The 13,998-nt window shown below is 56.1% G+C and carries 12 protein-coding genes and 3 pseudogenes; all 15 read right to left on the reverse strand.

Annotated elements, in window-relative coordinates:
- Nucleotides 1-257 precede the first annotated feature (257 nt).
- Nucleotides 258-1,968, reverse strand: a pseudogene (locus tag H8709_RS11915) (CHC2 zinc finger domain-containing protein); the annotation flags it as partial.
- A gap of 2 nt (nt 1,969-1,970) precedes the next feature.
- On the reverse strand, nt 1,971-2,252 hold the full coding sequence (locus H8709_RS11460) for a hypothetical protein (RefSeq protein ID WP_002588923.1): 282 nt from the start codon (nt 2,250-2,252) through the stop codon (nt 1,971-1,973).
- Nucleotides 2,249-4,348, reverse strand: a complete 2,100-nt coding sequence (locus H8709_RS11465; protein ID WP_002588924.1) for a type IA DNA topoisomerase — start codon at nt 4,346-4,348, stop codon at nt 2,249-2,251. The genes H8709_RS11460 and H8709_RS11465 overlap by 4 nt, the downstream gene beginning before the upstream one ends.
- A 195-nt stretch (nt 4,349-4,543) precedes the next feature.
- On the reverse strand, nt 4,544-5,317 hold the full coding sequence (locus H8709_RS11475) for a DUF4366 domain-containing protein (protein ID WP_002588925.1): 774 nt from the start codon (nt 5,315-5,317) through the stop codon (nt 4,544-4,546).
- A complete protein-coding gene (locus H8709_RS11480) occupies nt 5,307-5,564 on the reverse strand; it encodes a DUF4315 family protein (protein ID WP_002588926.1) in 258 nt (85 codons plus the stop codon). Before H8709_RS11480 ends, H8709_RS11475 begins: the two co-directional genes overlap by 11 nt.
- Nucleotides 5,565-5,594: 30 nt before the next feature.
- Nucleotides 5,595-7,331: a CD1108 family mobile element protein gene (locus tag H8709_RS11485; RefSeq protein ID WP_002588927.1), complete on the reverse strand. Its 1,737-nt coding sequence runs from the start codon at nt 7,329-7,331 to the stop codon at nt 5,595-5,597.
- The gene (locus H8709_RS11490; RefSeq protein ID WP_002578787.1) at nt 7,324-7,692 is read right to left on the reverse strand and encodes a DUF3851 family protein; all 369 of its coding nucleotides are present in this window, start codon (nt 7,690-7,692) and stop codon (nt 7,324-7,326) included. The genes H8709_RS11485 and H8709_RS11490 overlap by 8 nt, the downstream gene beginning before the upstream one ends.
- A 2-nt stretch (nt 7,693-7,694) precedes the next feature.
- A complete protein-coding gene (locus H8709_RS11495; RefSeq protein WP_002578788.1) occupies nt 7,695-10,076 on the reverse strand; it encodes a VirB4-like conjugal transfer ATPase, CD1110 family in 2,382 nt (793 codons plus the stop codon).
- A 10-nt stretch (nt 10,077-10,086) separates the two neighbouring features.
- On the reverse strand, nt 10,087-10,509 hold the full coding sequence (locus tag H8709_RS11500) for a PrgI family protein (protein ID WP_002578789.1): 423 nt from the start codon (nt 10,507-10,509) through the stop codon (nt 10,087-10,089).
- Nucleotides 10,510-10,529: 20 nt separating this feature from the next.
- Nucleotides 10,530-11,399, reverse strand: coding sequence for a VirB6/TrbL-like conjugal transfer protein, CD1112 family (locus tag H8709_RS11505; protein WP_002578790.1), 870 nt, complete (start codon nt 11,397-11,399; stop codon nt 10,530-10,532).
- An 83-nt stretch (nt 11,400-11,482) separates the two neighbouring features.
- Nucleotides 11,483-11,566: a Maff2 family mobile element protein gene (locus H8709_RS11510; protein ID WP_449354675.1), complete on the reverse strand. Its 84-nt coding sequence runs from the start codon at nt 11,564-11,566 to the stop codon at nt 11,483-11,485.
- Between the two features lie 94 nt (nt 11,567-11,660).
- Nucleotides 11,661-13,211, reverse strand: a pseudogene (locus tag H8709_RS11515) (recombinase family protein); the annotation flags it as partial.
- A 112-nt stretch (nt 13,212-13,323) separates the two neighbouring features.
- Complete coding sequence (locus H8709_RS11520; RefSeq protein ID WP_262398460.1) at nt 13,324-13,686, reverse strand: DUF308 domain-containing protein; 363 nt, start codon at nt 13,684-13,686, stop codon at nt 13,324-13,326.
- Nucleotides 13,687-13,735: 49 nt separating this feature from the next.
- Nucleotides 13,736-13,858: pseudogene (locus tag H8709_RS11835) on the reverse strand (hypothetical protein); the annotation flags it as partial.
- 17 nt (nt 13,859-13,875) lie between these two features.
- Nucleotides 13,876-13,989: a hypothetical protein gene (locus H8709_RS11900; protein ID WP_392391684.1), complete on the reverse strand. Its 114-nt coding sequence runs from the start codon at nt 13,987-13,989 to the stop codon at nt 13,876-13,878.
- Nucleotides 13,990-13,998: the final 9 nt, after the last annotated feature.

Genomic DNA, 13,998 nt, shown 5'->3' on the forward strand with positions numbered 1-13,998 from the left:
ATTTTCCGGCTCGGTCAGCTGTTCCGGTTCAGTCATCGGCACCAGCTGATCCAAGCGTCCCATAAGCTCGGCAGCTTTTTGGGTGGTTTCATCCGGTTCATCCTCGTTCACGATATTCTGGAGCCATTCGCGTACACCGCTGGCATCTCCGCTTCGGAGTGTGGCAGTCAGTTCGTGCAGTGCGTCCTCACGGCTATCTGCATTGTTCCGATACTCATAAGGGTCATAATCGAAAGTGAACTGGTCGATGTCTGCTGCCAGCTGCTCGATAGAGTCCTGCTGCGGTTCCGTGGCGGCAGTCAGGTCAATGCCGCGCTCCTTGCAGATTTCCTTGTAGTTGCGCTCGATGTCGTTAATCAGCTCGCAGGAAGTCTTGTTGATGGTCTCCAGACTGGCCCGCAGCTCCTTCAGCTCCTTGTCCTTCGACCAGGAAGCGATGTAGCCAAAACTGTTCTCGCCGGTCTGGATGCCGAAATACTGGCAAACCGCATAAGAAATGCTCTCGGCCTCCACTTCCTCGGTGTTGCGGTTCTTGGCGGCCTGTTTCACCGCCGTCAGATCTTCCTCCACTTCCAACCGCCACTCAAACCGATTCTCGTCCACATAGCGCCAGCCTTCCTCGGCGGCGGCCTGTTCCGCCTCTGCTTCGGTGGCGAAGTCCAGACGGAAGTCATGCTTGGTGCCGCCCTCGCTCACCATCACGATCTTCCAGGTCGGCTCCGCTTCGTACTTTTTGGGGTCGTGGAGCTTACTGTGCGCGGTCTCATGGACAGCGGCGGAAACAGTCTGCACCTCGCTCATGCCTTCCCGGATGGCGATCCGCTGCTGGTCAGAGGAGAAATAGCCGTCCATGTTCTCGGCCATCGGCTCAAACTCGATGGGAACCGGAGCCGAGCGGCGCAGAGCTTCCATGAAAGCCTCATAGTGCGGCACCGTCCCGGACAGGCTGGAGGCCAGCTCTGGCAGGGGCTTTCCGTCCGTCTGGCTCACATCGAACACCTTCACCGGACGGAACATGGGGATTTCAATTTCTTTTTCCTCCATGACCGCCTTGCCATCCGCGTCCAGGATGGGTGCATGAGTATCCGGGTCGCGCTTCATTTCCTCGATCTTCTTTTTGTAGGGCGTGGGGGCAATGATGGTGATACCATGCTCACCCTTTTTCACATGGCGCTCAAACTGATTTTTCCACTTGTTGAACCCGGCCACCAGGGTGGCGTCCGGGCGCTGCATATAGATGAGCATGGTGTTGTTGACGGAGTAGCGGTGGAACTTGGACATGACGGACAGATAGCGCATATACTTCTCGCTCTCAAACAGTTCCTTGATACCCTGTTCAATGCCCGCTGTGATCTCTTGTAACCGTTCTCGATTGGTGGTCTTATCAGCCATGAATTTCACTCTCCTTTCCAATTTGGCTATTTCTGATTGATGTTCGGCAATCCACAGCTTTTGCTCCTCCGGGCTGTTCTCCAGAAAAAAATCCAGCAGATAGCCCACATAGTCCTTTTTCTGGATTGCCTCCATGAATCGGGGATGTGGATTTTCCTCCGGTGTTTTGGGTGTGTAGTCCGTTTCCCACTTGCGGAGCAAATGAAAGTAGTCGGCCAGGACACGAAAGGCATGGTCTCGGTCCTCCTTGAATTTCTGCGCCTCGGATTTCTGGCGGACATGGCGTCGCCGGGGAGGGGCCTGACTGTCATAAGCCAGGCCAAAATCCTGGGCCAGCTTCTCGGCGGCCTCTTTGGGGGACAGATTGTAGAGCCTCGCTGTGAAGTCAATCACATCGCCGGTGGCTCCGCAGCCAAAGCAATAAAAATATTCCTCGTTCAGCTTCATGCTGGGATTTTTGTCATCGTGGAAGGGACAACAGGCCATGCCGCTCCGGTTGACCTCGATTCCGTACATCTGCGCTGCTTCTCGGACGGTGATGGACTGCTTGACAGCCTCAAAGACACTTTCAGCCATGCTTACTCATTGCCTTTCTTGGGGGTGGGCGGCCTGTATCCGGCAGCCTTGGCCAGTTCACTGGCTGCCTTACGGCGCTCGGCGCTGTAAGGTTCCCGGACGGACACACAGCGTTTGGGAACGAGAAAGGTCTGGCGGTCCTTTTTCACAATCTGGTCCGGGTATTTCTCTGCCAGTCGCCGCAGCTTCTCCAGCAGCCGGGGGTCATGGGTATAGACCTCGGCGGTGGCTTCGGCCTGGTTGTAGAGGATGATGGTTTCCTGTTCATAGCGTGAGAGCTTCATCGTTTGCCACCTTTCTGCTGGTCAAACTCCAGCTTGAAGTTGGCGTACTGCCCATCATCCGCCAACACCACAGTGGCATCGTAGGTCTTGCCGGTTTTCTCGGAGTACAAGCCCCTCACATGAGCGCGGCCATCTTTGAGCAGTGCCGTTACGATGGCTTTGGTAGGTTGCTTGTGCTTCATCTCCCACCACTTGTTGTTTTTCCAAATTGCAAATTTGCAAGATTCTGTCTGACAGAAGAAGCCTTTTTGCATTTCTGCAACCTCTCCGCCACAGCGGGGGCATTTGCCCACCACTTCGTGGGAAGGGCTGAACAAATACTCCGTTCCCTTGATAGCTTGATAGGTTCCCACAAGTTCTTTGAGCATGGCACTAATCCCAGCCATGAAATCCTCCGGGGCCAGCTCGCCACGCTCGATCTCACCCAGCCGGTACTCCCACTCAGCAGTCAGAAGGGGCGATTGCAGCTGCTCCGGCAACACGGTGATAAGGGATACCGCGTCATGGGATGGCATGAGCTGCACGGTTTTCTTGCTCTTTTTGCGCTCCAAAAAGCCGGTGGAAACCAGCTTTTCCAGAATCCCGGCGCGGGTGGCCGGGGTCCCCAGGCCCTTGCGCTCGGCATCCTCCGGCATATCGTCCTTCCCGGCAGTCTCCATTGCGGAGAGTAGCGTATCTTCGGTGAAGTGCTTGGGCGGGGTGGTCTTGCCCTCCTTGACGGTAGCACCAGAAAGGGGCAGCGTCTGACCTTCAGACAGCTCAGGCAGAGCCTTGTCCTCGGGTTCTTTGTCCTGCTCCACATTCTTCAGCCCTGCGCGATAGGCAGCGTCCAGCGCCCGCCAGCCGTAATTTTTCACTGTGCGGCCTTTGGCAGTAAACTCCGCTCCGGCGCACTCGACAACAACGGCGGTTTCCGCAAAGGTATAGGGCTGGGCCACGGCGCACAGCAGGCGCAGAGCCACCAACTCCAGCACCGCCTTTTCGCCCACCGGCAGGCCGGACAGGTCCGCGCCCTGGAGGTTGCGGGTAGGGATCACTGCATGATGGTCGGTCACTTTCTTGTCGTTGACAATCTGGGCGGCATTGCAGGCAATCTCCATGCCATTGGAAAAGGGCATCGCCCCGGCAGTGAGCTGGACCAGCTCCGGTAGACTCGCCGCCATATCCGAAGTCAGATAGCGGCTGTCCGTCCGAGGGTAGGTACAGAGCTTCTTTTCATACAAATTTTGCAGGTAGTCCAGGGTTTGCTGGGCGGTGAACCCCAGCAGCCGGTTGGCGTCCCGTTGGAGGGTGGTCAGGTCATAGAGGGCGGGCGGCTTCTCGGATTTGTTTTTGCGCCCCACTTTTTTCACTGTGGCAGCCGCACCTTGGCAGGCCGTTTTCAGCTGTTGGGCGGCAGCCTTGTCTGCCATGCGCTCCCCGGAAACGGTGAAACCGGGCAGCTCCAGTGTGACCGTGTAGAATGGCACCGGCTTGAAGGTGTCGATCTCGGCTTCTCGCTGGACAATGAGGGCCAGCGTCGGGGACATGACACGTCCGATGTTGAGGGTCCGGTGGTACAGCACGGAAAACAGCCGGGTGGCATTGATACCCACCAGCCAGTCCGCTTTGGCGCGGCAGAGGGCCGCATCCCGCAGGCCGTCATAGTCTGCACCGGGGCGCAGGTTTGCAAAGCCCTCCCGGATGGCGGAATCCTCCATTGAGGAAATCCAGAGCCGCTTCATGGGCTTCTGGCAGCCCGCCAGCTCATAGACGCTGCGGAAGATCAGCTCCCCCTCGCGTCCGGCGTCGCAGGCGTTTACCACTTCGGTCACATCCGGGGCGTTCATCAGCTGCTTCAGCACATCAAACTGTTTCTTCTTGTCCTTGCTCACCACCATCTGCCAGGGTTCCGGCAGAATGGGCAGATCGTCATAGCGCCACTTGGCGTAGTCCGGGTTATAAGCGTCGGCGTCGGCCAGACCAGCCAGATGGCCCACACACCAGCTGACCCGCCAGCCGCCGCCCTCCAGATAGCCGTCCTTGCGGGCGGTGGCCCCAATCACGGCGGCCAGACTTTGGGCAACGGACGGTTTCTCAGCGATCACCAGCTTCATGGTTTTTCATCCTCCTTTCCCGCAGCCATGCGGTCAGCTGCCGGTGGCAGAATCCCACGCAGGGCTGACCGTCACGGTAATTTCCGCAGCCATAACAGGGGTGGCCGGGAGATAAAGTAGGAGGACGGGAAGTTTCCTTCCCGCCCTCCGGCCTGCGTGTCATCATGCGTTCATAGGGGCTGTCGGTGAAGCGGGTCAAACCGTCTTGTCCTCGCTTTCCTCGTCGCCGCCCCCGTCAGCGTCCGGCTCGTCAGATTCCTCGGTCTCCCAGGAGTCCTCGTCCTCCTGATCGGTATCATCCTCGCCGTAGTCATAATCGTCCAAATTGTCGTTGCCCTTGGTCTTGGGTCTGCTTTTTACCAGCTTAAAGTAGGCAAAAGCGCCGCCGCCACCCATCAGAGCCAGCACCGCCAAAAGAATGGCCGGATTCAGTCCTGCGGGTTTCTGCGCCGGTTCTTCCGGTTCCGGGGTTTCTTCCGGGGTCTCCGGTTCCGGCTCCTTACCCGTGCAGGCGCTCATATTGGTGGCACACACCGGGCAGGCCGTATTCACCGCACCGGCCACACATTTCTCCGTACAGGTACAGGTGGCGGGCTGCTCCTGGGTGGTCTGACCGTCCTCCATCAGCGCCATCAGGTCCGCCTCGTCCACCTGGTTTAAGAAGTGGACAGCGGTTTCCTTGTCCTCGTTGGCCCGGTCAATGAGGATGTAGAAGTAGTTGCCTGCCTTGGTGGTGACGGTGATGAGCTGCTTGTTGTCGCCGAAATCATCCACCAGGGCGGCGTTGCCATCCGGGGTCAGGGCCGGACTGTCCTCGGTTTCCTCCACGACCACATTGCTGTCGTTGGTGGCATCCTCCGCCGGAAGTTCTTCCGTTCCCTGGGCAAAGGCAGTCACGGAAAGGCCCATCATCAGCACCAGGGCGGCGCAGAGGGCCGAAAGGGTTTTGAAAATTTTCTTATTCTTCATGGTCGGTATCCTCCTGTTCGTTGTAGTTGGCGGAGGCAGCGGCCATGCCAGGGACCGTACCACCGGAGAGCATGGCGTTCAGCTGCTCCGGGGTCAGCCGCAGGGCGCGCACCATCTGAACGATTTCCAGGTTCTCCGCCTCGGTTTTCTGCGCCTCCAGGGTTTTCAGCTTGTCCTGGTACTCCGCGATCTTCTCGCGGACCTTGGCAATCTCCTGGTCAATGCGCTGGATTTTGTTCTTAGCCATTTCAATCACTCCTTTTCTCATAAATCGGCCTTACCAGTTCATCAGGCCGTAGCCCTTGATGCACTCGTAGGACAGGGAATAACTCTTGATCTTGCAGGCGTCGCCAGAATTGCCCTCCACGGTGTAGACCCGGCTGCCGTCTGTGCCGACCACAAGGCCCACATGGTCGGCGCTGCCATCCAGGTCCCAGTCAAAGAAGATGGCGTCGCCGGGGGCGATATTGGCGTAATCACGCCCGCCCCATTGTCCGTGAGACTGGAACCACGGAATACCCTGGGACTGGCAGGCGGCAAAGCGCGGCTCGGACAGCCCCATCTGGCCGTAGCACCAGGACACGAAGCAGGCGCACCATTCCACACGGGAATTGAAGCCGTACCAGCTCCAGTAGGGCTGACCGCCCACATTGCCCACCTGACTTTTGGCTATGTCCACCACGGCCTGATTGCCGGGGCGGGTGCCGTTGACGAATACCACGCCGGTCAGGTCCTCGGAGTTGCTCGTATCCGGGGAGCCGCCGCCGAAGATCAGCGGCTTGTTGCCCAGCGTCTGCCGGTACACCTGGTACATTTCCAGCTGTTCCGGGGTTAGCAGCTCCGAAGCCACGGAAGATATGGGCTTGCTGGTGAGCTTCACATTCAGAATGTAATACTCATACGGGACTTCCTCGGTGGTCGTCTCGCCGGTCACGGGGTCCGTGGAAGTTTCGGTGCGGTATCGTATCTCCACTTCCTCGGTAAGCGTCAGTTCATACTGTGCGTCGAACACGCGCTCCAGCTCGGCCTGGGCGCTCTGCCGGGTATAGCCTTGCAGCACGGCGGACAGGTAGGCTGCCAGCTCATGGGGGTCATGCCCGATCATATCCAGGTCATAGCGGTACTCGTCATACCCCGGATGGCTGCTTTCGATGTTGTCGATCTCGGCTTGCAGCGCCGTTTCTTTGGCAGCGTAGTCGGCCTCCACCGCCACCAGCTCAGGATCATCCGACGGGTAGGTGGTGCCGGACACCACGGAACCGATACTCTGCGCCATCATGGAGCAGGAGGACATGGTGTTGAGCAGCATACAGACCAGCAGGAAGATCGCACCCGCAATCAAAAAGCCCTTTTTGTGGCGCATGACAAACGCGCCCGCTTGCTGGGCTTTCTCCTTGACCGCCTTGGCCGCCATGCCGGTGGCCTCCGCAGTCTTGGCGGTGTTCCCGACAGCTTGACCGGCGCGCTTGGCGGCAGCGTATTCCTTTTTGATGGCCTGTTTCTGCTGCCAGCGGGAGATGGGGTTGCTGGCAAGCTGGGGATTTTCCCGCAGGGACTTCTGATACAAGGCGTTCACATTGGCCTTCTCCAGCTTCTGCTCGGCCTGGGCCGCCTTGCGGTAGGGCTTCAACTTGTGGCTGCGGTAGCCTTCCCGTGCAAGCCTAACGCCGGTCTCGGCAGCCTCCTCGGACTTGTGGGCGCTCTCCACGCCCACATTGTCCTGTTCGGTCTCCCGGATTTCCTTGTGGAGCTTCCCCAGAGCGGCATTGGCGGGGGTATCCCGCACCGCATGGGACAATTTGGAGGGCGGCTTCTTCTTGTCCTCCAGCACCAGCTTGGTGGTCACTTTGCCGGTCTCCGGGTCCACCGTCTTTTGCCGGACCTGCTTTTTGGGGATTTTGGCCTGCGCCTTGTCTGCTTTGGCGGCGGCCTTGTCCGCCTTACGGATGGGCTTCTCCAGAGCCGGGTCAGCCCGTTCCTCGTCCGTAAAGCGCAGGCGCGGTTCCTTATTCAAACCATTCCCCCAACATGAGGGAGGCCGTCATGTAGCGCAGCTCCACATAGACGGCCAGCCCCACAGGGTCACGGGAGGGGTGCTGAAGCAGATGGGCGTAGATCTGCGCCACCACATTGGCCAGCAGCTCGGACTGCCCGCCCTCGAAGATGACGATGGCCGGGACGCCGTTCATGGCGCACCAGATTTCCGTCAGGCGCAGCAGGCCCGCTTCGCCGTCCTCGTTCAGCTCCGCAGCCTGATCCGCCGCCGTGCGGGTCTCGCTGACGGCATCGGCCAGCTCGGTGAGCAGCTGGGTGCGCTCACCCTCCAGGGCATCGTCAAAAAACATCATGGTATTCAGTTCGGTGTTGGGTTTCATGGTCATTCATCCTCCTTTTTCAGTTCCTGGGGTTTGGTGGTCATAATGCGGTACAGCTCGGTGTTCTTGGGGAAATGGTCCACGAAAGGCAGGATCGTGGAGCCATAGAACAGCAGGCCCTCGCCCTCGCTGGAGTGGGTCACATAGGAAAGCTGGTGAGGGGAAATGCCCAGCTGCTTGGCGAGAATCTGCCGGTCCCCGCCCGCCTGGTTGAGCATATACACGAAGTCGGAGTTCTCAAAGATGTTCTCCACCTCGCGGGAAGAAAGCAAGTCTTTGACATTCTGCGTGATGCCGGTGGGGATGCCGCCCCATTTTCTGAACCGCTTCCAAATCTCCACCGTGTAGGCGGCGGTCTGTTCCTCTTTCAGCAGCAGGTGCATCTCGTCGATGTAGTAACGGGTGGATTTGTGGGCAGCACGGTTGATGGTAACGCGGTTCCACACTTGGTCCTGGACCACCAGCATACCGATCTTTTTCAGCTGCTTGCCCAGCTCCTTGATGTCGTAGCAGACGATACGGTTGTTGATGTCCACATTGCTCTGATGGTTAAACACATTGAGGGAGCCGGTCACATAGATTTCCAGCGCCGTGGCGATGTACTGCGCCTCTTTCTCGTCCTGCGCCCGCAGCAGGTTGTAGAGGTCCTCCAGGATGGGCATATTCTCCGGGCGGGGGTCATTGAGATAGTCCTGATACACCAGCCGCACACAGCGGTCAATGATGGTTTTCTGAACCGGCTGCAAGCCCTCTTTGCCGCCTACGATCAGCTCGCACAGAGACAGGATGAAGTCGGACTTGAGAGACAGCGGACTTTCATCGTCCGAGTAGTCCAGGTTCAAATCCATAGGGTTAATGTAATTGCTGCTGGTGGGCGAAATCTTGATGACCTGCCCATGCAGGCGCTCCACCAAGGGCGCGTACTCGGCCTCCGGGTCGCAGATAATGATGTCATCATTGGTGAGCAGGAAACAGTTGGCGATCTCGCGCTTGGCGCTGAAGGACTTGCCGGAACCAGGGGTGCCGAGAATCAGTCCATTGGGGTTTTTCAGCAGCTTGCGGTCCACCATGATGAGGTTGTTGGACAGGGCGTTGATACCGTAGTACAGCGCCTCTTTGCCGTTCTGGAAAAGCTCCTGGGTGGTGAACGGAACAAAGATAGCCGTGGAACTGGTGGTCAGCCCCCGCTGAATCTCGATCTGATTGAGGCCCAAGGGCAGCGCAGACATCAGCCCTTCTTCCTGCTGGAAGTCAAGCCTTGTCAGCTGGCAGTTGTACTTCTGTGCGATGGAACTGGCCTGGAACACATTGTTGCCCAGCTGCCGGGGATTGTCCGCCGTGTTCAGCACCAGGAAGGTCACAAGGAACATTCGCTCGTTTCGGCTCTGCAAATCCTGCAAGAGCTTCTTGGCCTCGGCACCGTAGGTGGCAAGGTCGGAGGGAATGATGTCCATGTCATATCCGGCGCGGACGGCTTTTTTCTGTTCCTCAATTTTGGATTTATCCAGGTCGGTGATTTTCCGCTTGACCGTCTTGATGGCCTTGATCTGATCTACGGACTGGATATGCAGGCTGACGATCAGAGAGCTTTCCATATCCAGAAAATCCGCCAGCATCCGGTCATTCAGCTCCGGGGCGAGGATCTGCAAAAAAGAAACAGCCCCGTATTTTTTACCCATACGGAACTGTTTGCCGGTGCGGAACTCGAAGCCGGACGGCGCGATGAAATCCTTGGTGGACAGACCGGACGGAGCCAGCCAGTCCCATTCAAAGCGGAACGGCACCTGTTCATCCATGTGGAAAATGCCGTGAAGCTGTGCCAGCCGCGCCTTGCCGTCCAGGGTCTCGGCGGCCACGCCCAGGCGTTTGAAGTTGTTGAGAATGTCGGTCTCAATGCGCTCCAGACGGGGCTTGGCGGCCTTGAGGCTGTCGGCGTCGATGCCGAAAGTCAGGTACTTGGTCTTGATAAGACCGTTGTTGCCTCTTGCCAGCTGGTTTTGCAGCATGGTGGTGTACTCCACCCGGATGCTGTCAAAATCATCCCCCTGGAGAGGAATGTTGATGGCGCGGGCAAAGGTCTCCTCAGAGGCTGCCAGGTTCAAAAAGGACAGCTGGAACTGAATGGAGCTGTCGAAGTAGTTGAGGAAATCGCACCAGCCCTCGAAGATCGCTGTCTTGTCCTCGTTCTGCGAGAGCTGATAGTTGATGTCCTGGAATTGGATGGTCTTTGTGTAGCGGCTGCCTGCCACACGGCAGATGCCGTCCGGCCACATCCGTTCATAGGGGATACTGTCCTGAGCCGATTTTTTCTTTTTGTCTGTGCGATTGGCACGGGCAATGGCAGCCTCGATCTGCTTTCTGTCGGCGCGGGACAGCTTTTTCATCTTTTTCTGATTAACCGGCTGCGCGGTCTTTTCGTCTTTTCCGAACAGCCGGTGCAGCCAGCTTTTGATTACCGTGAACAATGTCATACACCTCCTTGTCGAGTTTTTCCTGCCGTTCCAAAACGGCATAGAAGTTGTTGGTCTGATACGGGCGCTCCTTGGGCCGGATGACGGCCACCTTGATGATATTGCCCACGATCTTTTCCAGGGGCTGACCGTGTTTTTCATACATCGCCAGCATGAAGAAGGGCAGCATGACCAGCATCATACACATGGCAGCCACGCTGTTTCCCACAGGCCCCCGGAGCAGGAAGAAAAGCGGTACGCCGATCAGCGCACCGCCGCCGAAGCAGACAAGCTGCCTCTTGGTTAAGTTGAACGCGACCTTGGTTTTGACTTTCGTAAGATCCTTGGGTACGGGTACATAAGCCAAAGGGATTACCTCCTTCCTGGTTAATGTGCATTGAAAACGGATTTTGCGAGGCTGCCGGTCTTAAAGAGCGTAAAGCACAACAGGACCGTATAGCCCACGCAGCTCCAGATGGCCATAATGATGTCGGATTCGGTGGCAATACTCTGCACCAGCACGGCGTAGATCGCCACACAGACGATGATGAGAAATGCCTGGAAGCCCAGGGCGATCAACGAGCGCAGATAGTTCTGGCCCATACCGCCCCATTCCTTGCCCATCATGGTGGCCATAGGGATGGGAGCCACCGAGGTCACAAGGTAAATCTCAATCATACGGCCATAAATCACGATAAAGATACAAATGTAAAGCGCCCACATGGTAATGCCGATAAAGAGCGACTGGAACCACAGGCCGAACAGCGGCCCCAGGTCCATATCCATCAGCCGGGACTCCATATCGGTCATGACAGAGGAGATGTCGATGGAAGCGTCGGAACCGATGATGCCCGCCGCCTGCGCCACCACACTTTGAGCTGCGTCAAACACGCCCATCACGATGTTCCAGGTGTTTGAGACGATGAGGATGGCAGCGGCAGATTTGAACACCCATTTGAAGATCATCCAGGTGTCCACATCATGCAGGTTGTTCTTGTCGGTAATCATCTGAATCAGCTCCAGCGTCATCACGATAGCCAGGATCACGCCAGCAATCGGCACCATGATGGAGTTGGAGAGATTTTGGATCATGCTGAAAATACTCCCGTTCCAGCCCTGAGGGGTCTGGCCCACCTGTGTCGCAATGTCTGCGACCTGCTGGTTCACGCTATCGAACATCCCCGATAAGTTGCTCATAATGCCGCCTACCAACATTTCCTTGAGCCAGTCAGTAAGGGCATCGAGTAAGAAATCCATACGGTGTCAACCTCCTTTCAGCCGCCCCCGCTTGGGGGCAGGGGCGGCAAGGATTTCTTATGACAGCTTAACGACGGGAGCGATCAGACGGTGAACAGGCTGGAGAGCAGGGGTACGAGGACCATGCCGACCACGGCGACGCCAGCGCCAGCCATGAGCTGTTTCATCCCCAATTAGGTGTAAAAACTCTGCTCGATGGCGGGCGGCGGCGTACAAAAAATCTATATGGTGTTGTTAAGAGAACCGTCCCGGCGGGACAGGTCAGGCAGTGACCTGTTCCACCTCCGGGATGGGTTTGAGATTAAAATGAATTTCGATAGAAATGTGTCTTGTTTTATCTTCGTCAATGCGCTCATGCACAACGATTTCTTTGATTAAGCGGTTGAGGGTGGCTGCGTCCAGCTCTGTGATGTTGGCGTATTCCTGAATGGCTTCCACCCATTGTTTTGCATCATTGGCAAGCTGGACTTCATCGGACAGCCGCTTTCTGCCCTCGGACACTTTTGTTTTAAGCTCCGTCTGCTCGGTCTGTGTCTTTTCCAGCATGGTGTTGAAATTCTGCTCACTGATACGCCCTGCAATCATATCCTCATAAAGCCGCATGACCATTTTGTCCAGAACCTCAATCCGTTCCTCGTCCCTTGTAAGGGAGCGTTCCATTGCTTCCCGCTGTTCCCGCTGCTCGGCTTCACAGGTATTGGTCAGGCGGTCGGCAACCGCTTCCCCGTCCATCAGGGCAGCTCTGGCACATTCCCGGATTTTCCGCAGCACATGGCTGTAAAGGGTGTCATAATCAATCCGGTGCTGGGTGCAGTGGTTCTTTCCAAAGGCATTGTAGGTCTTGCAGGAGTAAATCCGCTGGGGATGTTTAGCGTTTGTGTAGCGTACCGTCAGCGACTTCCCACACTCGCCGCATTTTAACAGTCCGGCAAACAGGCTGATTTCATTGGTCTGCCCCGGACGCTGGCGGGATTTCAGCTTGTTCTGCACAATGTCAAAGCTCATGCTGTCAATCAGCGGTTCATGCTGTCCCTCCACCACAATCCAGTCCTCCGGCTTCTTTTCCCCAATCGTGCCGATTTTGAAGCGGTAGTCCTTTTTCTGGGAAGCAATCGCCCCGGTGTAGACGGGATTCATCAAAAGGTCTTTGATAACGGAGAAGTCCCACATATACCGCCCGTTTTCTGGGTCTTTCTTTTCCCATTTGGTGCGGGTATTGCGAAGCCCCCGTTCCCGGTTCCACCATGTAGGGCAGGGGATTTTTTCTTTCTCCAGCCGTCTGCGGATATAGTTCGGACCATGACCGTTCAGGGCATATCCGAAAATCAGCCGCACAATCGGGGCGGTTTCCTCGTCAATGAGCAGATGGTTTTTGTCCTCCGGGTCTTTCCGATACCCAAACGGGGCAAGACACCCGGTAAACTGTCCTTTCTGCGCTTTCAGAAGATAAGAGGAATGGACTTTCTTGGAAATATCCTTGCTGTACATCTCGTTCAGGATATTCTTGAACGGGGCAATGTCGTTGTTATCCCGCAGGGTGTCGATGCCGTCATTCATGGCGATATAGCGGACACCGTTTCTTGGGAAAAAGTCCTCAATCAAATGCCCGGTTTGCAGATAATTACGCCCCAGTCGGCTGAGGTCTTTCGTGATGACAAGGTTGATCTGCCTGCGCTCAATGGCTCTCAACATTCTCTGTAGGTCAGGACGCTCCATGTTAAGACCTGTGAAGCCATCGTCCTGATAGACTGCCACAACCTCCCATCCCTGCTTTTCGCAGTATTTTTCCAGCATATCACGCTGAGACGAAATTTGTCAAGGGGTCTTTCTGCAAAGAATTACAGCTACTGCACATAAAATATAGCGGGTCATACAAATAATTCAGGCTGCTAAGTCATAATGACCAGCAGCCTGAATTATTGTTTCATTTTCGTCCTAAGAAAAATGCGATTACATCCACAACAGCCTCAACGATCATAGACACGCCAATGAATGTCCAGAGAAATGCGGTTGAGGTGAACGGGTTGGTCAGGATCAGAATGGCGCAGATAATGGTCAATACTGCACTGATCACTTCAACGAACCAGTATTTCTGCTTGGCACGGAGCATATCTACGGCCCACTGCACCTTGCTGACACCGCTGACCAAGGTCAAGATTCCATACAGCACGGTGAGCAGAGGGAATGTAACCATAAACCACTCTGACTTGAATGCACAGAACAGGCCGAAAATTGCAAAGATAATTCCCTTTGCCGAAACCGCTTTCCTGCGAAGCGGTTTCGGCATCTTCCCGGAAGTATCTGAACAGACTGATGGCTCCAATGACAGCCAGAACGATGCCGAAGACTACGATGATGCCCGATGTAAAGCCAACAGGATCAATTAACAGTAGAATACCTACCATGATCTCGAAGATACAGGTCAAAAGATTGCCTGTACTGCGATTGATTTTACGCATAATGCACCTTCTTTCTGTCAACGATTATTTCCCCAGTAAATCAATGCCAGTGCGCCGGGACCGGTGTGTGCTCCGATGATAGGGCCAATATAAGCAATACAAATCTCAGAATCCGGGAATTGTTCCAACAACCTTTCTTT

The sequence above is a fragment of the Zongyangia hominis genome, from assembly GCF_014385095.1.
Lineage (GTDB): Bacteria > Bacillota > Clostridia > Oscillospirales > Ruminococcaceae > Zongyangia > Zongyangia hominis.

Coding starts and splice junctions, on each gene's coding strand:
- H8709_RS11505 (WP_002578790.1), bottom strand. CDS start 11,399: ATGGATTTCTTACTCGATGCCCTTACTGACTGGCTCAAGGAAATGTTG.
- H8709_RS11495 (WP_002578788.1), bottom strand. CDS start 10,076: ATGAAAAAGCTGTCCCGCGCCGACAGAAAGCAGATCGAGGCTGCCATT.
- H8709_RS11465 (WP_002588924.1), bottom strand. CDS start 4,348: ATGAAGCTGGTGATCGCTGAGAAACCGTCCGTTGCCCAAAGTCTGGCC.
- H8709_RS11510 (WP_449354675.1), bottom strand. CDS start 11,566: ATGAAACAGCTCATGGCTGGCGCTGGCGTCGCCGTGGTCGGCATGGTC.
- H8709_RS11460 (WP_002588923.1), bottom strand. CDS start 2,252: ATGAAGCTCTCACGCTATGAACAGGAAACCATCATCCTCTACAACCAG.
- H8709_RS11520 (WP_262398460.1), bottom strand. CDS start 13,686: ATGCCGAAACCGCTTCGCAGGAAAGCGGTTTCGGCAAAGGGAATTATC.
- H8709_RS11475 (WP_002588925.1), bottom strand. CDS start 5,317: ATGAAGAATAAGAAAATTTTCAAAACCCTTTCGGCCCTCTGCGCCGCC.
- H8709_RS11480 (WP_002588926.1), bottom strand. CDS start 5,564: ATGGCTAAGAACAAAATCCAGCGCATTGACCAGGAGATTGCCAAGGTC.
- H8709_RS11490 (WP_002578787.1), bottom strand. CDS start 7,692: ATGAAACCCAACACCGAACTGAATACCATGATGTTTTTTGACGATGCC.